Source organism: Umezawaea sp., assembly GCF_057122925.1.
Map to the genome: position 1 here is coordinate 94,890 of NZ_DBNGPQ010000056.1, position 18,299 is coordinate 113,188.

Below are 18,299 nucleotides of genomic sequence, written 5' to 3' on the forward strand. Positions count from 1 at the left end.
GATCGGGTCGTCCGGGCCGCTCAGCCCGCGATCCGGGTCCGGTTGGTCAGCCCGAGCGTGGCCAGCAGGTTCCGCACGGGCGTCTCCGCGGTCCGCGCGGACAGCACCAGCCGGTCGGCGACGGCGCGGTTGGGCAGCCCCGCGCCGACCATCCCGGCGACCTCGCGCTCACGGACCGCCGCCCCGCCGGGACTCCCCTCCACCTCAGACCAGCCACACCGCGGTGTCCGGGGGCAGCTGCGCGCCGTCCATGGGCCCGCTGGAGATCAGGATCTCGCCGGGCGGCAGCGGCACCGAGGCACCGGACGTGTTGAGCGCGCAGATGAGCCCGCCGCCCTTGCGGCGGAACGCGAAGCAGCCGGGAGGGGCGCCGTACCACTCCAGCTCGTCACCGGTGATGCCCGGCTGGGACTTCCGCAGCTCCAGCGCGTGCCGGTACAGCGACAGCATCGAGTCGGGGTCTTCCAGCTGCGCCTCGGCGGTCAGGTCGTGCCACTCGTTGGGCACCGGCAGCCACGTGTGCGCGTTCTCCGAGAAGCCGAACGGCGGGACGCCGCCCTCCCACGGGATCGGCACGCGGCAGCCGTCACGGCCCCGCTCGGTGTGGCCGGAACGCTCCCACGTCGGGTCCTGCAACGCCCACTCGGGCAGTTCGACGTTGGGCAGGCCCAGTTCCTCGCCGTTGTAGAGGTAGACGACACCGGGCAGCGCCAGCTCGACCAGGATCATCGCCCGCGCGCGCTTCAGGCCGAGCGGACCGCCGCCGTAGCGGCTCACGTGCCGCACCACGTCGTGGTTGGACAGCGTCCACGTCGGCGGGGTGCCGGACGGGGAGACCGCGCCGATGGAGTGGTCGATCGCGGAGCGGACCTGGTCGGCGTCGAAACCCGCCTCCACCAGGCGGAAGTTGAACGCCAGGTGCAGTTCGTCGGGCCGCACGTAGCGGGCGAAGCGCTCGTCGTCGGTCACCCAGACCTCGCCGACGGCCATCGTGCCGGGGTACGCGTCGAGCGTCTTGCGGATCATCCGGTGGATCTCGTGCACGCCGTCGTCGTCGAACCGCGGGTCGCGGACGTCGTCGTGCAGCACGCCGGACGTGCCCAGGACCCTCGGGTCCATGTTCGGCAGGTTGTACGGCTTCGCCATGCCGTGCGCGACGTCGATCCGGAAGCCGTCGACACCCCGGTCGAGCCAGAACCGGAGCGTCTGCTCCAGGTCGGCGTGGACCTCCGGGTTGTCCCAGTTCAGGTCGGGCTGCTCCGGTGCGAACAGGTGCAGGAACCACTGGCCGTCGCGGACGCGGGTCCACGCCGGACCGCCGAAGAGGCTGGTCCAGTTGTTCGGCGGCTGCGAGCCGTCGTAGCCGCCGCCGTCGCGGAAGACGTACCGCGCCCGCTCGTGGCTGCCGGGGGGCGAGTTGAGCGCGGCCTGGAACCACGGGTGCTGGTCGCTGGTGTGGTTCGGCACCAGGTCGACGGTGATCCGCATGTTGTGCGCGTGCGCGTCCGCGACCAGCGCGTCGAACGCGGCCAGGTCGCCGAACATCGGGTCGACGTCCCTGGGGTCCGCCACGTCGTAGCCGTGGTCGGCCATCGGCGAGCGGTAGAACGGCGTGAGCCACAGCGCGTCGACCCCGAGGAGTTCCAGGTAGCCCAGCCGGGAGCGGATGCCCTCCAGGTCGCCGATGCCGTCGTTGTTGGAGTCGGCGAACGAGCGCACGTACACCTGGTAGAAGACCGCGTCACGCCACCAGGCGGACTCGTCGGCGATCTCTGGTTGGAGGTCGGAGGATCGTCGCACGAGTGTTCATCCTGCCATTCGGGGCGGCGTGGTTCGTCCCGGTTCACGGGATCGAGCGGGGAGGGCCGGGGAATCAGACCCAGGCGTTCATCAGGCTGTTCGCGGCCATCTCGAGGTAGGCCCAGAGCTGCGCGCGGTGCTCGGGGGACAGGTTCTCCTCGTCCACCGCGATCTTCATGCAGCGCAGCCAGGCGTCGCGTTCGACCGGGCCGATGCTGAACGGCTGGTGCCGCATGCGCAGCCGCGGGTGCCCTCTGGTGTCCGAGTACGTGTGCGGGCCGCCCCAGTACTGCATGAGGAACAGCCGGAAGCGCTCCTCCGCGGGACCGAGGTCCTCCTCGGGGTAGAGCGGCCGGAGCACTTCGTCGGTGGCCACTTCCTGGTAGAAGCGCGCGACGATCCGGTGGAAGGTGTCGTACCCGCCCACCGCTTCGTAGAAGTTCTCCGGAGTGGCCACCCGTCCATCCTGACTCACGCACCCGCCCCCGCGCGCGTCGGGGGGGCGGATGTCGTGGCGCGATCAGGATTTCGCGGTGGTCACACCCGAGTCGTCCTTGACCGTCGTCACACCCGAGTTCTCCAGCGCGGGCATGAGCTTCGCGCGCAGCGCCCGCTGCACCGACCACTGGCGGCCGGGGCGCACCTTCACGGTGACGCGCATGGTGATCCCCTCGGCGGTGACCTTCTCCACACCGAGCACCTGCGGCTTGTCGATGACGTCCTTGGACAGCGGCTCCGCCTCGGTCGCCTCCAGCGAGACCTTCTCCAGCACCTCGCTGGCCTCGGCCAGGTTCGCGCCGTAGGCCAGGGGGAGGTCGACGACGGCGACCGCGAAGCCCTGGCTGGAGTTGCCGACGCGCAGGATCTCGCCGTTGCGGACGTACCAGACGGTGCCGTTCCCGTCGCGGATCGTGGTGATCCGCAGGCCGACCGCCTCGACGGTGCCGGTCGCGGGGCCGAGGTCCACGACGTCGCCGACGCCGTACTGGTCCTCCAGCATCATGAACATGCCGGACAGGAAGTCCTTGACCAGGTTCTGCGCGCCGAAACCGATCGCCACGCCGAGGATGCCCGCGGACGTCAGGATCGGGGCCACGTTCATGCCCAGCTCGGTGAGCACCTGGATGAACGCGATCCCGAAGACGCCGATGGTCGTCACGGACTTGAGCACCGAGCCGATGGTCTTGGCGCGCTGGTCGCGGCGTTCCGAGACCAGCGCTCCCAGGGCCTGCGGCGCCCGTTCCCGCAGCGGTCGCAGCAGCGAGGGCTTGCGCTCCGCGTTGCCGCCCTTGGTCAACCGGTCGATCAGCCTGCGCAGGAGCCAGCGGACCACGATCGCGATCAGCACGATCAGCGCGATGCGCAGTCCTGCCTGGGCGAGCTTCGGCCCGTTCTCCACCCACCAGTCGATGGCGAGCGCCTGCTTGGCGTCATCGAGTCCCTGCACGAACGCTTTCCTCCTACAAGTCCAGGCCCGTCGCGTGGGCGAGGAAGGTCAACTGGTCCACGGCCAGCCCCGCCGCGCGGCTCACCGAGCGACCCGCGTGACCGACCTCGGTCTCGCGGCGGATCAGCACCGGGTGCTTCGCCGGGTCGGACGTGGTCGCGTGCTGAAGTGCGGCGCACATCTTGCGGGCGTGGTTGGGATCCACTCGGCTGTCCGACTCGAAGACCGTGAACAGCACCGAAGGGTACTCAACTTCCGGGCGTACCCGGTGGTACGGGGAGTAGGACAAGAGCCACGTGAACTCCTCCGGCTCCGCGGCCGTGCCGTACTCCTCGGCCCACAGCCGCCCGAGCAGGAAGTTCTCGTAGCGCAGCATGTCCAGCAGTGGGGCCGAACACACGACGGCCGCGTACAGCTCCGGGCGCTGGGTCAGCGCGGCCCCGACGAGCAGGCCCCCGTTCGAGCCGCCCATGATCGCCAGCTGCTGCGGCGTGGTCCACCCGTCGCGGACGAGCCGCTCCGCCGCGGCGTGGAAGTCGTCGAACACGTTCTGCTTGTGCTCGCGCATCCCGGCCCGGTGCCACCGCTCGCCCTCCTCGTCGCCGCCGCGCAGCGACGCGTGCACCCACACCCCACCCGCCTCGACCCAGGCCAGCGTCGTGGCGGAGTAGCCGGGGCCGCGACCGACCGCGAACCCGCCGTAGCCGGACAGCAGCGTCGGACGGGGGTGGTCCGGCGTCCGTTCGGCGGAGACCACGAACATCCGAACGGTCGTGCCGTCCGCGGAGGTGTACTCCAGCTGCTGCGTCGTCACGTCCGGCAGCTCGACGGCGCCCGGCGCCGCCGCGTGCAGCTCGGTCACGCCCCGTGACAGCGAGTGGCGGAACACCGACAGCGGGGTGGTGAAGTCCGAGTACCCGAACCACACGTCGTCGCCGCGCTCGTCGTCCACAATGGACAGCCCGTGCACGGAGCCGGTGCCCGGCAGCGGGACCTCGCGGAGGTGCTCGCCGGTCACCGGGTCGTGCAGGTGCAGCTCGGACACCGCGTGCCGGGTGCGCAGCACGACCAGCGCGTCGTCCAGCCACCTCGCGCCGTCGAGCACCGAGTCCTCCTGCTCGGGCACCACGTCGACCCAGTGCTCGGGCGTCGGCGTCGCGGGGTCGGTCGCGCACAGCCGGAACCGGGGCGCGTCCAGCGAGGTGTGCAGGTAGAGCCTGCCGTCGCGGGCCACCCACGCGGTGCACTGGGCGCCCGCCTCGACGTCGACGACCTGGTTCAGCACCCGGTCGCCGTGCAGGTCCGCGATCCAGACCGAGTCGCGCCGCACCGAGCCGGGGGCGCCGTTGACGACCAGCCACCGGCCGCAGGGCGAGACCTTCAGCCCGTAGAAGTAGGTGTGGTCGAGCCCGTCGCCGTGCACGAGGACGTCCGTCGCCGGGTCGGAGCCCACGCGGTGCCGCCACACCCTCCGGTGGAACAGCCGCTCGTCCTCCGGCAGGTCGGCCGGGTCGAGCTGCCGCACGTAGTAGAACTCCTCGCCGCCGGGCAGCCAGCCGACGGGGGAGTAGCGGCAGCGGTCGATCGGGCCCTCGACCCGCTCGCCGGAGTCGACGTCGACCACGAAGAGCACCGACCGCTCGTCGCCGCCGACGGAGACCTGGTAGGCCAGCAGCCCGCCCTCGGCGCTCGGCGACCACGCGTCCAGCGTCGTCGCGCCGGACGGGTCCAGCTCGTTCACGTCCAGCAGCACGCGCTCGGTGCCGTCGGCCTCGCGCAGGCGCACGACCGGGTGGTCCTGGCCGGGGTCGCGGCGGGTGAAGAAGGCCCTCCCCGCGCGCCACACCGGGGTCGACACCGATCCGGTCCGCATGAGGTCCCGGAGCCGGTCGCCGAGCGCCTCGCGCCCCGGCAGGGCGTCGAGCCACGACCGCGCGAGTGCGTCCTGTGATCCAGACCACTCTGCTGTGCGGGGGTCGGCGGGGTCCTCCAGCCAGCGGTACGGATCCGCCACCGGGTAGCCGTGCAGGTCCTCGACGAGGTCGAGCCGTTCGGCCGAGGGATAGGTCATCGTCGCAGGCAGAGCTGCGGGGGGAACCTCAGTCACCCGCGCCAGCGTAGCGTGGGTATGACAACCATCCCCGATAGGCCCGAGTTCACCCACATTTCGATCTCGGGTGGGCTCGCACACGTGCCTTTTGGGGGTGATCTGTGGTCTGCTATGGCTGTACCGGTGGAGGTGGTCGCGTGCCAGACCGACAACCGACCCCGATCGGCGCCCTGACCACGGTCGGGGTAGCGCCGAGGGTCCCTCCTGGCCAAAAACAGGCCATTGTCCGCTCCGTGACGGACGGGGACCGCAATGGGGAGGGTACCGGTCACGCGCCGGTCGTGTTCCCCTGGGGTAGAAGAAAAGTGCTCCTGCTCAACGCCACGTTCGAGCCCCTGACCGCGCTGTCCCTGCGACGCGCGGTCGTGCTCGTCGTCTGCGGCAAGGCCGAGGTCGTCCACGGGGACCCCGCGGGTTCCATGGTCCACTCCTCGTCCGCCGAGGTCATAGTGCCCTCCGTGATCCGGCTCAGCACCTACGTACGCGTCCCCTACCGGGGGCGCGTTCCGCTGACACGGGCCGGGTTGATGCACCGGGACCGCTTCCGGTGCGCGTACTGCGGTGGCCGGGCCGAGACGATCGACCACGTCGTCCCCCGCAGCCGCGGTGGGCCCCACACCTGGCAGAACTGCGTCGCGTGCTGCGCGAAGTGCAACCACCGCAAGGCGGACAAGCTGCTGTCCGAACTGGGGTGGCGGCTCCGCGTCGTGCCGAACGCGCCGAGGGGGCCGCACTGGAGGCTGCTCGCCGGGGTCACCGAGGCCGACCCGCTGTGGTTGCCCTACCTCGGGGAGCCCGCCGCCTAGTCGGCTGACGAGCTCGTCGCGGGCGGTCCACCCCTAGGCCGCCGGCGCGAGCTCGTCCTGGCGTGCCGTGATGCGCACGGAGTCGTCGTGCGCCGTGATGCGCACCGAGTCGGTCGCGGTGATCCGGACCGAGTCGCGCGCCGTGATCCGCACCGAGTCACGTGCCGTGATGCGCACCGAGTCGTCGTGCGCGGTGATGCGCACGGAGTCCGCCTCGCCGGTGATGCGGACGGAGTCGCGGGCGGTGGTGCGGACCGAGTCCTCCGAGGTGATCCGAACGGAGTCGCGCGCGGTGATGCGCACGGAGTCCCGCGCCGTGATGCGCACGGAACCGGTCTTCGCGGTGATCCGGACCGAATCGAGGGCCGTGATGCGCACGGAGCCGCTCTTCGCGGTGATCCGGACCGAGTCCGCGGCCGCCGTGATCCGAACGGAGTCGCGCGCCGTGATCCGAACGGAGTCCTCGCAGGTGATCCGAACGGACGCGGACGCCTGATCGCGCCGCTGAACAGTGGTAACGCTCTGCGCTACCTGGCCGTACTTCGAAAGGGTGACGGCAGTGCTCTGGACAGCGGGGATCATGTACATGTTGTGTCCTCCTGGACTCGTTGAAGCTCGGATTGCCCTCGATAGAGGAAATGCAAGACCCGTATAGGTGAAAAGCTAGAAGCCGAGTGGCTCGGAGACAAGACGCCAAACCGGCCGCAGTCCGCCGCCGGACGGTCGGAGACCGTCCGGACGCAGCCGTTGACCCGCACGAACGTCCTCCGTTGCGGCAATTGTCACCGTCTGGACACGGTGCGTAACGTCACCTGGGTTCCCTCGTCGTCGACGGTTGAAGCGAGGTCGTGCCGGTGGTCCACCCGTTGGGCACCACGGGGGTGCGCACACCGGCCTTCCGTCGGCTGACGGGGGCGTGGGCGACGTCGTTGGTCGGCGACGGCGTGCGCACCGTCGCGCTGCCGCTCTACACCGCGATCAGCACCCGGAGCCCGCTCGCGGCCTCCGCGGTGGCCGTCGCGACGGCGCTGCCGTGGCTGCTGGTGGCGCTGCCCGCGGGCGTCCTGGTCGACCGCTGGCCGCCGCGCGCCGTCGTGGCCGCGGCGCACGTGTTCCGCGCCGTCGTGACGGCCCTGCTCGCCGCCGCGGTGTTCGCCGACCGGGCCGGGGTGGTGCTGCTGTGCGCGTTCGCGTTCCTGCTCACCAGCGCCGAGACGTTCGCCGACACGGCGTCCCAGGTGCTGCTGGTGGAACTCGCGGGCCCCGACGACCTGGAGCGGGCCAACGGGCGGTTCGTGACCGTCGAGACGGTCGGCATGGACCTGGTCGGACCGCTCGCCGCGAGCGCCCTGTTCTGGTGGCAGCCCGCGGCCTGCTTCGCGCTGGACGCCCTCACGTTCGTCGTCGCCGCCTGCTTCGTGCTCCGGCTGCCGCGGGTCGCGCCGGACCGGCCGCCGCGCGCCCGGCTGCGCACCCAGCTCGCCGAGGGCGCGGGCTTCCTGCTGCGGTCGCCCGAGCTGCGCGTGCTCGTGGTCGCGGTGGCCGTGACGGCGATCTGCGCGTCCGCGGTGAACGCGATGTTCGCCCTGTACGCGATCACCGAACTCGGCCTGGCGCCGTCGGCCGTGCCCTGGCTGGTGGTGGTGATCGCGCTCGGCGCCCTCGCCGGCGCCCGGATCAGCCCCGTCCTCGCCGCCCGGCTCGGCGCGGGCCGGGTCATGGTCGGCGCGCTGGTGCTGCTGGGCGGCGCGTTCGCCCTGTACGGCGCCGTGCCGCACCTGGCGGCCGGGCTGGTGGCCGTGCTCCTGTTCGGCGCCGCGTCGGCGGGCTGGAACGTCCTGTCGGCCACCCGCAGGCAGCGCCTGACCCCCGCGCCGCTCATGGGACGGGTCACCAGCGCGTACCGCGTCCTGGCCTGGGGGCTGGCGCCGACGGGGGCGGGCCTCGCCGGTCCGCTGGCCGCCTCGACGTCCCTCGGCGTGGTCTACCTGGTGGCGGGCGCGACCACCGTGATCACCGCCGTGGTCCTCGCGCGCCCGCTCATGCGCACCTGAGGGCGCCGCCACGTGGGCGATCGGTTACCGTAGCCGCCGTGACCATCGTGGAGACCGTGCTCGTCTTCGCGCTGATCCCGCTGGCCATCTACGGCGTGATCACGCTACTGACGCTGAGGCCTAAGGCCACCCGCATCACCCGGTACCGCCCTGGGCAGGAGTGGGGCTACGCACCGGTGTGGTGGAGCGGGAACCCGGCCGGGGTCAGCTCGACCCACCAGACGCCCGACGCGGGCGAGGCCGGCGACGGCGTGCCCGCGCGCACCGCCAGGGGAGGTGCCCGTGGCAACTGGTGAAGTCGCCCAGCGCCCGCAGGTAGACCCGTCCGACCTCGCCGTCGGCGAGGTGATCACCAACAGCGGCAGGCTGTCGGTCGCGCGCATGTACGAGCCGCACGCGCCCTCCCTGCCCTTCACGCCGAGCCAGCTGGCCAGCCTGGACGAGGCGCTGACGCTCTCCAGCCGGGAGACCGGGCTGGACTTCAGCGTGTACCTGGGTGAGCTGGCGGGCGACACCCGCGCGACGGCCGAGGCGATGCACGCCAGCGTCGGCGCGCGTGCGCCCCACGCGGTGCTGATCGCCGTGTCGCCTGGGCAGCGGGTCGTGGAGGTCGTCACCGGTGAGGAATCGCGCCGGCGCATCTCCGACCGCGGGGCGAAGCTCGCCGTGATGAGCATGGTGGCTTCGTTCAAGGAGGGTGACATCGCGGGTGGCCTGGTTGGCGGCCTGCGGATGCTCACCGATCAGGCTGGATCCGCTCCTCGGGTGTGATCCCCGGATTCGTCGAAGGCCGTGCTCCGCTCGTGGTGGGGTGCGGCCTTTGGTGTTCGTGTGCTTGAGGGCTGCCGGTCCTCCGGGGAGTGGCTGCCGGTCCCGTCGGATCGGGTGGCTGTCGGCCCCAGCGGGGCGGCCGATGTGACTCGGGGACCCCTCGATGTGCCCCTGTGATCGGGCTCAAGGGCAGGTGGTGACCACCCGCCCGATCCACCAGGGCAAGGGGCAAATCCCCCGAGTAAAATCGGCCGTTGTTCAGGGAAGGCCCTGTCTCGCCCTTGTTCTTGCTGAGGGGCGGGAACTTTGTGTTCCCGCCCCTTCCTGTTGTGCTAGGACCTGTCGAATTCTTGTGCTGCCAGGGCCCTGACGATGCCTGCCCTGCCCTCTGAGACGAGCCTGCGCAGTGCTGGTGGGTGGTCTGCTGAGGCCAGCCAGTCGTCTGATGCCTTCACGGTTTCCGGGGTGATCGACCAAGCCGGGTAGAGGCCGATGACCATTGATTGGGCGCGTTCGCTGGAACGGCGGTCCCACACGCTGCTGACGTCGGCGAAGTAGCGCTCCATGTACGGGGCCAGCAGTTCTTTCTGCGACGGGTGCGAGATGCCCGCGATGATGGCCTCGCTGACGGCGTTGGGGATGTCGTCGTCGTTGACCGCGCGGTCCCACGCCTCGTCCTTGGCGTCGGTCGTCGGGCGGAGGGCGCGTGCGGACTCCGCGCGGCGGCGGCCCGTCGCGGTGGGGTCGCGTTCCTCCTCCGCCTGGATCTCCTCCAGACCCGCCGCGCCGTGTGCGGTGAGCGCCTGGAGCAGTCGCCAGCGCAGGTCGGTGTCGACCTCCAAGCCCTCCAGCACGTCGGTGCCGTCGTACCACCCGCGCACGACCGCCAGTGCCTCGTCGTCCAGCACGGAACCCGCCAGGGCGTTGGCGAACGCGAGCTGGTGGTCGGAGCCTGCTTCGGCCGCGCGCACCAGTTCGAGGGTCTTGGTGGTGAAGCGGCGCCAGCCCTCGTCGCGCCACGAGGCGTCGGCGTAGGACGAGAGCGCAGTCTGGGCCTGGAGCAGCAGGCGCTGCACGACGCCCACCTCGGTCTCGGCGTGCAGTCCGCCCAGGACCAGGTTCACGAAGTCGCGGGCCTTCAGCTCCGCCTCGCGGGTCATCTCCCAGACCGCGGACCAGCACAGCGTGCGCGGCAGCGGCTCGGCGATGTCGGCGATCCGGTCGACCAGCGTGGTGAGCGAGTCCGGGTCGAGCCGCATCGTGCAGTAGGTGAGGTCGTCGTCGTTGACCAGCACGAGCTTGCCGCGCGACCGGCCGACCAGCTCGGGCACCTCGGTGCGCTCACCGGTGACGTCCAGCTCGATCCGCTGCGTGCGGACGAGCTTGCCGCTGCCGTCGTCGTCGTACACGCCGACCGCGATCCGGTGCGTGCGCAGTTCACCCGCGCCCGGCCGGGCACCGTTCTGGAGCACGGCGAAGTCGGTGAAGTTGCCGTTGGTGTCCACGGAGAACTTGGGGCGCAACGGGTTCAGGCCCGTCGTCTCCAGCCACTGCGCGCTCCACCACGACAGGTCGCGGCTGGAGGCCTCCTCCAGCGCGCCGAGCAGGTCGGCCAGGGTGGCGTTGCCCCACGCGTGCTTGGCGAAGTAGACCCGCAGGCCCGCCAGGAAGTTCTCCAGGCCCACGTACGCCACGAGCTGCTTGAGCACCGAGGCGCCCTTGGCGTAGGTGATGCCGTCGAAGTTGACCTCGACCGCCTGGAGGTCCGGGATGTCCGCCGCGACGGGGTGCGTCGAGGGGAGCTGGTCCTGCCGGTACGCCCAGGACTTCTCGATCTTCGCGAACGTGGTCCACGCGTGCTTGTACTCGGTGGCCTCGGCCTGCGCGAGCACCGACGCCCAGGTCGCGAAGGACTCGTTCAGCCACAGGTCGTCCCACCAGCGCATGGTGACCAGGTCGCCGAACCACATGTGCGCCATCTCGTGCAGCACGGTCTCGGACCGGCGCTCGTAGAGGTAGCGGGTGACCCGGCTCCGGAAGACGTAGTCCTCCAGGAACGTCACGCAGCCCGCGTTCTCCATCGCGCCCGCGTTGAACTCCGGCACGAAGCACTGGTCGTACTTGCCGAACGGGTACTTGACGCCGAAGGCCTCGTGGTAGAAGCCGAAACCCTGCTTGGTCTCGGTGAACAGGCGCTCGTGGTCCATGTGCGGCGCGAGCGACGCGCGGCAGTACAGGCCGAGGGGGATGGTGAAGTCACCGTCGGTGAACTCGTCGCGCCACTCCGCGTACGGGCCCGCGACCAGTGCGACCAGGTAGGTCGACATCGGCTTCGTGGTCCCGAAGCGGTGCTTGTCCGCACCGCCGGGAGCGTCCTCAGTGGACTCGATCGCCGAGTTGGAGATGACCTTCCAGTCCGAGGGCGCCGTCACCGTGATGTCGTAGACGGACTTCAGGTCGGGCTGGTCGAAGCAGGCGAACATCCGCTTGGCGTCGGCCGTCTCGAACTGGGAGTAGAGGTACACGCCGCCGTCGACCGGGTCGACGAACCGGTGCAGGCCCTCGCCGGTGTTCATGTACCGGCAGTCGGCCTCGACGGTCAGCTCGTTGACCTCCGCGAGGTCCGCGAGCGGCAGGCCGTCCTCCTCGCGGTAGCCGGAGACGTCCAGCTCCACGCCGTTGAGCACGGCCCGGTGCACGGTGGCGGCCACGATGTCGATCCAGGTCGACGCCCCCGCGTTCAGGCTGCGGAACGCGACCGTGGACGTCGAGCGGAACGTCTCCGAGCCCGGCTTGCCTCCGCCGTCCGTGAGATCCAGCTCGATCCGGTAGGAGTCGACTTCCAGCAGCGCCGCGCGCTGCTGGGCCTGGTCGCGAGTGAGGTTGGGTGCCGCCACTGGTCACCTCGTCTGCCGGCGTCCCCGTGCTCGACACCGACGTCGTCGGAATGGGAAGTCGTCATGTCCGTGAACACGACATCCGCATCCAATCACGTGACGCGGCCGGAAGTGGACTCCAGGATCGGGAAGACCTGTCGACCGGGCGTTGTTGCTCTGTTCGGGGCGTCCCGTACCCGGCGCCCGCACACAACGTGAACAGAATGGGGCTCACCGCATGTCGTCAGAGGCCAAGGCGAAGGTCGACTTCTACTTCGACCCAGTGTGTCCGTTCGCGTGGATCTCGTCCCGGTGGATCCTCGAGGTGGAGAAGGTCCGCGACATCGACCTGAGCTTCCGCGTGATGAGCCTCGCCGTCCTCAACGAAGGCCGCGACCTGCCCGCCGAGTACCGCGAACTCCTCGACAAGGCGTGGGGCCCGGTGCGCGTGGCCATCGCCGCCGAGAAGGCGCACGGCAACGAGGTCCTGCTGCCGCTGTACACCGCGCTGGGCACGCGGATCCACAACAACGGCGAGAAGGACTACGAGGGCGCCATCAAGGCGGCGCTCGACGAGGCCGGTCTGCCCGCCGAGCTGGCCGAGGCGGCCACGTCGACCGAGTACGACGAGGAGCTCAAGGCCAGTCACCACCGCGGCATGGACCCGGTGGGCATGGACGTCGGCACGCCGACGATCCACATCGACGGCGTCGCGTTCTTCGGGCCCGTCCTGAGCAAGATCCCGAGGGGCGAGGACGCGGGCACGATCTTCGACGGCGCTCGCGCGCTGGCGAGCTTCCCGTACTTCTTCGAGCTCAAGCGCACCCGGACGGGTGGTCTCGACTTCTCCTGAGCCCTCTGACGCGGAACGCCCCCGGATGTGACACCCTGGGGGCGTTCCGCGTTTCTGGTGTCACAGGGAGTGGGTTCATGGACATCGAGGTCGTCAACCCCGCCACCGGAGCGGTGATCGGCACGGTCGTCGCGGGCACCCCCGCCGACGTCGACGCCGCTGTCGCCGCCGCCGTCGCGGCGTTCCCCTCCTGGTCGGCCACGTCCGTGGACGAGCGGGTGGGGGTGGTCCGGCGGATCGCCGAAGGCCTGGTCGAGCGCACCGGCGAACTGGCGGCCACCATGACGGCCGAGATGGGCACGCCCCTCACGTTCGCCACGAAGGTGCAGGTCCCGAACCCCGTCGGCATCGCGAACGGCATCGCCGACGTGCTGGAGCAGGGCTACTTCGACGGCGAGGAGATCGGCAACTCGCTGGTGCTGCGCGAGCCGATCGGCGCCGTCGCCGCCATCACGCCGTGGAACTTCCCGCTCCAGCAGATGGTCGCCAAGGTCGTCCCCGCGCTGGCCGCGGGCAACACCGTCGTGCTCAAGCCCAGCGAGCTGGCCCCGATGACCGCCGACCTGCTGGCCTCGATCGTCGCGGCGGCCGGTGTGCCGTCCGGCGTGTTCGGCCTGGTCCACGGCACCGGCCCGGTCGTCGGCGAGGCGCTCGTCAGCCACCCCGACGTGGACATGGTGTCGTTCACCGGGTCCACGAGGGCGGGGCGCCGCGTGTCGGCGCTGGCCGCCGAGACCGTGAAGAGGGTCGCCCTCGAACTGGGCGGCAAGTCCGCCTGCGTCGTCCTGGACGACGCCGACCTCGGCCGCGCGGTGAAGATCGGCGTCGCCAACGCGTTCATGAACAACGGTCAGGCGTGCAGCGCGTGGACCAGGCTCCTGGTGCCCGCGGACCGCCACGACGAGGCGCTGGAACTGGCTGTCGCCGCGGCGTCGAAGTACCGCTCCGCCGACCCGTCCGACCCCGCGACCCGCATCGGCCCCGCCGTGTCCGCCGCCCAGCGCGACCGCGTCGTCGGCTACATCCGCAAGGGTGTCGAGGAGGGTGCCACGCTCGCCCACGGCGGCCCGGACGCCCCGCTGGAGCAGGGCTTCTACGTCGCGCCGACCGTGTTCGGCGGTGTCACGACCGACATGACCATCGCCCAGGAGGAGATCTTCGGCCCGGTCCTGTCGATCATGCCGTACACCGGTACCGACGACGCCGTCCGCATCGCCAACTCCACCGTCTACGGCCTCGCGGGCGCCGTGTTCTCCGCCGACACCGATCGCGCGCTGGCCGTCGCGAAGCGACTGCGCGCCGGGCAGGTCGACGTCAACGGCGGCGCGTTCAACACCAGCGCGCCCTTCGGCGGCTACCGCCAGTCCGGCAACGGCCGCGAGTTCGGCCGCTTCGGCCTCGACGAGTTCTGCGAGGTCAAGTCCATCCAGCGGTAGGCGTCAGCCCCGCAGCACCCCGTCCACCAGACGGGGAGCCGCCCCGCTGACGTTCACCCGCGTCGCCACCTCCACGTCCCCCGCGTGACCGGCCCCGATCAGCTCGCGCCCCGACACGCACCCGGCGACCACCTCCGCCACCCGCGCCCCCGTGCCCCGGTACGCGTCGGCCGCCACCCTGGCCTCCACCGACGCCCGCACTGGCGCGTGCTCCAGCAGCGCGGACAGGATCGCGCCCGCCCCCATGAAGTCCTCGACGCACGGCCGGAGCGGACCGAAGAACTGCTCCGCCCCGGTCGTGTTGACGTCGATGCCCCACCGCTCGCCCGCCGGGATCACCCCGATGGGTCCGCCGTCGGCGATCTCCAGGGCGGCGAGGGCCACGGCGTCGGCGTTGCGGAGACAACCCGCGAGCACGGCGGCGCCGGTGCCGCTCGCCAGCTCGCACAGGGTCGCGCCGTTCGGGGAGGGGAGTTCCAGCAGCTCACCAGCGGGAACGGTGTCGAGGGAGGAGGGGCGCAGCGTCCACGCCGGGTTCGAGGCCGGGGCGGCCGAGGCCCGGTCCAGCCAGCGCACGGGCTTCACGGCGGCGCCCCGGCCGACGGCCACGTCGACCGACGTCGTGAACGACAGCACGTCCACCACGACGAGCACCGCGCACAGCCCGCCCAGGGCGGCGACGCCCTCCCCGCCCCATTCGAGCCGAAGTCCGCACCCCTCTTGACCGAACACGCCGCAAGCATGCCTGCACGGGGATGGCAGACTCCCCGGACGTGCGCGTTTACCTTGGATCCGACCACGCGGGCTTCGAGCTGAAGTCCCACCTCGCCCAGCACCTCGCGGCCACCGGCTACGAGGTCGTCGACATCGGCCCGGCCGTCTACGACGCCGAGGACGACTACCCCGCCTTCTGCGTCGCCACGGCCACCAGCGTCGTCGCCGACGAGGGCAGCCTCGGCGTCGTCATCGGCGGTTCCGGCAACGGCGAGCAGATCGCCGCGAACAAGGTGCCCGGTGCCCGGTGCGCCCTGGCGTGGAGCGTCGAGACCGCGACGCTGTCCCGCGAGCACAACAACGCCCAGCTCGTGGGCGTCGGCGCGCGGATGCACTCCACCGAGGAGGCGACCGCGATCGTCGAGGCGTTCCTCACGACCAAGTTCTCCGGCGAGGTGCGGCACGCCCGCCGCATCGGGATCGTCTCGGAGTACGAGGCCACCCACGTCGTCCCGCCGCTGCCGTAATGCCCGAGGGCCACACGCTGCACCGGCTCGCGAAGCTGCACCAGCGCAGGTTCGCGGGCGCACCGGTCGAGGTGTCCAGCCCGCAGGGGCGCTTCGCGTCCTCGGCGTCCCTCGTGGACGGTCGGGTGCTCGAGCGCGCCGAGGCGCACGGCAAGCACCTGTTCCACGTCTACGGCCCGGACGCCACGGTCCACGTGCACCTGGGGCTGTACGGGACGTTCGTCGAGCACCCGCTGCCCGCGACCACCCCGGTGGGGCAGGTGCGGATGCGGGTGGTCGGCCGCACGCACTGGGCCGACCTGCGCGGGCCGACGGCGTGCGAGGTGCTGACGGACGCCGAGGTGGCGGCCGTGCACGCACGCCTCGGTCCGGACCCGCTGCGCCGCGACGCCGACCCGGACCTCTGCTTCGCCCGGATCTCGAAGTCCCGCACGCCGATCGCGGTGCTGCTGCTGGACCAGAGGGTGCTGTCGGGCGTCGGCAACGTCTACCGCGCCGAGGTCCTGTTCCGCCACGGCGTGCACCCGCTGACGCCCGGCCGGAAGATCGACCGGGCGCTGTGGGACCTGCTGTGGGCGGACCTCGTGCTCCTGATGCGCGACGGCGTGAAGGTCGGCCGGATCGACACGGTCCGGCCGGAGGACCTGCCCGAGGCGACCGGCCGCGAGCCGAGGAAGGACCGGCACGGGGGCGAGGTCTACGTCTACCGCCGCACCGGCCTGCCCTGCCTGCTGTGCGGAACGCCGGTCGCGGCGAGCGAGCTGGCCGGCCGCAACCTGTACTGGTGCCCCACCTGCCAGCCCGAGTAGCGCCGTTCCCCCTCGGCCCGCTCCGCCGAGGGGGAGCGGTCTCGGTCTAGAAGTCGAAACCGCCCGCGTCGAACCCACCGGCGTCGAACCCGTCGCTGCCCGCGTCGAACCCGCCGGAGTCGCCGACGTCGCCTCCACCGTCAGCGGCGGCGCCGTCCTGGTAGCCGTCCGCGTAGGCGGCCTCCATGTCGCCGCCCGAGTACCCGGCCATGCCGGAGAACATCGCGTCGAACAGCAGGAACGAGCCCACACCCCAGGCGCCCGCGACGAGCGCGGGCTTCCACCACGGCTCGCTGTACCAGCCCTGCGGCACCGGACGACCCGCGACGACACCGCCGGGGTAGTAGTGCGGCGTGCGGGAACCGGGCTTCGGCGAGGCCGCGTACTCGTGGCCCTCGACGGTCACGTCGCGGTCCTCGGACACCTGGCCCGCGCGGCTCTGGCCGGTGAGGTCCGGCAGTTCCGGACCGGGGTCCATGTCCATGGCGACGCGCGCGGCCCGCACGTAGTACAGGCCCTCCATGGCGGTCTGCGTGACCTGCCTCGCCTGCTCCTTCGTCTGCGCCTGCTCCATCTGGGAACCCGCGGCGGTGAACCGCTCCGACGCGTCCGCCATGGCCTGCTGCGACGCGGTGTCGGTGCCGGACAGGTTCATCACCTGCCCGCCGAGCCGTTCGACCCAGCGCCGGGCCTCCGACTTGGCGTCCTCCAACTCCCGGCGTTTGGTGTCCGCGCTGGACTTCACCAGGTAGAGGACACCACCGAGGATCACAAGGACGATCGCGAGCAACACGACTGTGCCCACCGGTGCCTCCTGAGGTAGATACCCGTTCAACGAGGACCCCTCGTCGGCGGTTCCCTCAGAACAGCTCGGGGCAGTGCGGGTCGCGGTCGCCGAGGAACGCGCGGGAGAGCGCGTCGACCGCGCCGGGCGTCAGCTCCCGCAGGTACTGGGCCCTGGCCAGGGTCGACAGCCGGGTGCCGCCGAGGAACGCCGCCCCGAGCGCGCTGATGTCGAGCGCCACGTCCGGCTCGTCGGTGACGCGACGCACAACCGCCTCGCCCTTCTCCGCGGTGAACCGCCAGCGGTCGGCGTTCCACGGGCACCGGTCGTCGGTCACGTGGAGCACGACGTCCACATCGGACTGGTAGGACCGCGCGACGAGCGCGCGGTCGAGGTCGACGATCCGGACCCACAGCGAGTCCGCGACGCGCCGCGTGGCCAGCCGCGGGTTGGCGAGCAGGTGCCACACGGGGTCGTCCGACGCGGTGCTGTGGTGCACCTCCGACACGAGGTCGAGGTCGAGCAGGTAGCGGTGCAGCGCGGCGTGGGCCCGATCGTCCTCGGCGACGAGTTCGCGGACGGTCACCTCGTCGCCCGGCCCGCGGTCGTTCCACCCGTTCTTGATCCGGTACACCGCGTACCCCCCTGGGTGCAGGGCGTACCGGTAGGCGCTCATCCCCTCGCGGTGGTGCTCCTCGTCGGCGAAGTGGTGGGCCCACGTGGCGTCCGTGCGGCTGAGGTACCCCGTCCTGGTCGGCGCCACCCGCTCGTAGACGGACCGCATCGCGGGCATGGCCTCGTCGCGCGGCACCTCGCGCACCCGGTCGTCGCCGACGTCGACGCCGGGCCGGAACGCCGCACCCCTGGGCACCTGGACCGAGGCGTACTGCGCGGCCACGCCGTAGCCGTAGCGGCCATAGATCGAGGCCTCGGAGGCCCAGAGCGCGGCGAACGGCTCCCGACCGCCGTCGTGCAGGCCGTGGAACTGGGTCCGCATCAGCGCGCTCAGCACGCCGCGCCTGCGGTGGCCGTGCTTCACGCCGACCCCCGTCACGGCGGCGACCGGGCGGACACCGCCGCCCGGCACGGTGACGGCCCTGGTCAGCACGGCCGCGGTGCCGATCAGCTCGCCGTCGTCGAACACGCCGTGCACGCGGTCGAGGTCGTAGAGCGCTCTCGTGCGGTCGGCGTCCGACTCGACCGGGTCGAAGTTGGAGGCCGTGGCGACCAGGTCGGCGAACGACCGGTACTCCTCGTCACCCAGTGTCCGAATCGAGAAGTTCATGCGCTAAGTCGTACCGCGTCCCGCCGG

18 protein-coding genes are annotated in these 18,299 nt (G+C 71.5%); 8 read left to right on the plus strand and 10 right to left on the minus strand.

The window, feature by feature from the left end:
- Positions 1 to 20: 20 nt before the first annotated feature.
- The 5 genes from AC156L_RS12685 to AC156L_RS12705 all read right to left on the minus strand — a co-directional run bounded on the left by AC156L_RS12685 (position 21) and on the right by AC156L_RS12705 (position 5,318).
- On the minus strand, positions 21 to 203 hold the full coding sequence (locus AC156L_RS12685; RefSeq protein ID WP_330877363.1) for a response regulator transcription factor: 183 nt from the start codon (positions 201 to 203) through the stop codon (positions 21 to 23).
- 1 nt (position 204) lies between these two features.
- Positions 205 to 1,800 carry a glycoside hydrolase family 13 protein gene (locus AC156L_RS12690; protein WP_330877364.1) on the minus strand — a complete coding sequence of 532 codons (1,596 nt, stop codon included), beginning with the start codon at positions 1,798 to 1,800 and terminating at the stop codon, positions 205 to 207.
- Positions 1,801 to 1,873: 73 nt separating this feature from the next.
- On the minus strand, positions 1,874 to 2,257 hold the full coding sequence (locus AC156L_RS12695) for a globin (RefSeq protein WP_330877365.1): 384 nt from the start codon (positions 2,255 to 2,257) through the stop codon (positions 1,874 to 1,876).
- A 63-nt stretch (positions 2,258 to 2,320) separates the two neighbouring features.
- The gene (locus tag AC156L_RS12700; RefSeq protein WP_414719948.1) at positions 2,321 to 3,247 is read right to left on the minus strand and encodes a mechanosensitive ion channel family protein; all 927 of its coding nucleotides are present in this window, start codon (positions 3,245 to 3,247) and stop codon (positions 2,321 to 2,323) included.
- Positions 3,248 to 3,260: 13 nt separating this feature from the next.
- Entirely contained in the window at positions 3,261 to 5,318 is a 2,058-nt protein-coding gene (locus AC156L_RS12705; protein ID WP_330877366.1) for a prolyl oligopeptidase family serine peptidase, read from the minus strand.
- 176 nt (positions 5,319 to 5,494) lie between these two features.
- Here AC156L_RS12705 and AC156L_RS12710 point away from each other — a divergent pair, with 176 nt between their 5' ends.
- Positions 5,495 to 6,163, plus strand: coding sequence for an HNH endonuclease (locus AC156L_RS12710; protein ID WP_330877367.1), 669 nt, complete (start codon positions 5,495 to 5,497; stop codon positions 6,161 to 6,163).
- Positions 6,164 to 6,196: 33 nt separating this feature from the next.
- On the opposite strand, the gene AC156L_RS12715 is transcribed toward AC156L_RS12710, so the two are convergent.
- A complete protein-coding gene (locus AC156L_RS12715) occupies positions 6,197 to 6,751 on the minus strand; it encodes a DUF2345 domain-containing protein (RefSeq protein ID WP_484406840.1) in 555 nt (184 codons plus the stop codon).
- Between the two features lie 266 nt (positions 6,752 to 7,017).
- Here AC156L_RS12715 and AC156L_RS12720 point away from each other — a divergent pair, with 266 nt between their 5' ends.
- From AC156L_RS12720 to AC156L_RS12730, 3 genes are read left to right on the plus strand one after another with little or no spacing between them, the layout of a single operon-like run.
- Positions 7,018 to 8,217 carry an MFS transporter gene (locus AC156L_RS12720; protein ID WP_330877369.1) on the plus strand — a complete coding sequence of 400 codons (1,200 nt, stop codon included), beginning with the start codon at positions 7,018 to 7,020 and terminating at the stop codon, positions 8,215 to 8,217.
- Between the two features lie 38 nt (positions 8,218 to 8,255).
- Positions 8,256 to 8,513 carry an aa3-type cytochrome oxidase subunit CtaJ gene (gene ctaJ / locus AC156L_RS12725; RefSeq protein ID WP_330877370.1) on the plus strand — a complete coding sequence of 86 codons (258 nt, stop codon included), beginning with the start codon at positions 8,256 to 8,258 and terminating at the stop codon, positions 8,511 to 8,513.
- Positions 8,500 to 8,988, plus strand: a complete 489-nt coding sequence (locus AC156L_RS12730; RefSeq protein WP_330877371.1) for a DUF5130 family protein — start codon at positions 8,500 to 8,502, stop codon at positions 8,986 to 8,988. Before ctaJ ends, AC156L_RS12730 begins: the two co-directional genes overlap by 14 nt.
- A 332-nt stretch (positions 8,989 to 9,320) precedes the next feature.
- Here the strand turns inward: AC156L_RS12730 and pepN are convergent, their stop codons facing one another.
- Positions 9,321 to 11,885, minus strand: coding sequence for an aminopeptidase N (gene pepN, locus AC156L_RS12735; RefSeq protein ID WP_330877372.1), 2,565 nt, complete (start codon positions 11,883 to 11,885; stop codon positions 9,321 to 9,323).
- Between the two features lie 217 nt (positions 11,886 to 12,102).
- Here pepN and AC156L_RS12740 point away from each other — a divergent pair, with 217 nt between their 5' ends.
- Both AC156L_RS12740 and AC156L_RS12745 read left to right on the plus strand, forming a co-directional pair.
- Entirely contained in the window at positions 12,103 to 12,717 is a 615-nt protein-coding gene (locus tag AC156L_RS12740) for a mycothiol-dependent nitroreductase Rv2466c family protein (RefSeq protein WP_330877373.1), read from the plus strand.
- Between the two features lie 77 nt (positions 12,718 to 12,794).
- Positions 12,795 to 14,153 carry an aldehyde dehydrogenase family protein gene (locus AC156L_RS12745; RefSeq protein WP_330877375.1) on the plus strand — a complete coding sequence of 453 codons (1,359 nt, stop codon included), beginning with the start codon at positions 12,795 to 12,797 and terminating at the stop codon, positions 14,151 to 14,153.
- Positions 14,154 to 14,156: 3 nt separating this feature from the next.
- On the opposite strand, the gene AC156L_RS12750 is transcribed toward AC156L_RS12745, so the two are convergent.
- Entirely contained in the window at positions 14,157 to 14,885 is a 729-nt protein-coding gene (locus AC156L_RS12750) for a 2-phosphosulfolactate phosphatase (protein ID WP_330877376.1), read from the minus strand.
- A gap of 41 nt (positions 14,886 to 14,926) precedes the next feature.
- Here AC156L_RS12750 and AC156L_RS12755 point away from each other — a divergent pair, with 41 nt between their 5' ends.
- Together AC156L_RS12755 and AC156L_RS12760 are read left to right on the plus strand one after the other, a co-directional pair.
- Positions 14,927 to 15,394 (plus strand): ribose-5-phosphate isomerase, encoded by a 468-nt coding sequence (locus AC156L_RS12755; protein WP_330877377.1) that lies wholly within the window; start codon positions 14,927 to 14,929, stop codon positions 15,392 to 15,394.
- A complete protein-coding gene (locus tag AC156L_RS12760; protein ID WP_330877378.1) occupies positions 15,394 to 16,203 on the plus strand; it encodes an Fpg/Nei family DNA glycosylase in 810 nt (269 codons plus the stop codon). The genes AC156L_RS12755 and AC156L_RS12760 overlap by 1 nt, the downstream gene beginning before the upstream one ends.
- 46 nt (positions 16,204 to 16,249) lie before the next feature.
- Here AC156L_RS12760 and AC156L_RS12765 read toward each other — a convergent pair whose 3' ends face one another.
- Both AC156L_RS12765 and AC156L_RS12770 read right to left on the minus strand, forming a co-directional pair.
- Positions 16,250 to 17,008, minus strand: a complete 759-nt coding sequence (locus AC156L_RS12765; protein WP_330877379.1) for a hypothetical protein — start codon at positions 17,006 to 17,008, stop codon at positions 16,250 to 16,252.
- 55 nt (positions 17,009 to 17,063) lie between these two features.
- Positions 17,064 to 18,272: a GNAT family N-acetyltransferase gene (locus AC156L_RS12770; protein WP_330877380.1), complete on the minus strand. Its 1,209-nt coding sequence runs from the start codon at positions 18,270 to 18,272 to the stop codon at positions 17,064 to 17,066.
- Positions 18,273 to 18,299 lie beyond the last annotated feature (27 nt).

Bases quoted from the DNA above. Each gene is read 5' to 3' on its own strand.
- AC156L_RS12705 (WP_330877366.1), bottom strand. From the start codon at position 5,318: ATGACCTATCCCTCGGCCGAACGGCTCGACCTCGTCGAGGACCTGCAC.
- AC156L_RS12715 (WP_484406840.1), bottom strand. From the start codon at position 6,751: ATGTACATGATCCCCGCTGTCCAGAGCACTGCCGTCACCCTTTCGAAG.
- AC156L_RS12740 (WP_330877373.1), top strand. From the start codon at position 12,103: ATGTCGTCAGAGGCCAAGGCGAAGGTCGACTTCTACTTCGACCCAGTG.
- AC156L_RS12745 (WP_330877375.1), top strand. From the start codon at position 12,795: ATGGACATCGAGGTCGTCAACCCCGCCACCGGAGCGGTGATCGGCACG.
- AC156L_RS12760 (WP_330877378.1), top strand. From the start codon at position 15,394: ATGCCCGAGGGCCACACGCTGCACCGGCTCGCGAAGCTGCACCAGCGC.
- AC156L_RS12770 (WP_330877380.1), bottom strand. From the start codon at position 18,272: ATGAACTTCTCGATTCGGACACTGGGTGACGAGGAGTACCGGTCGTTC.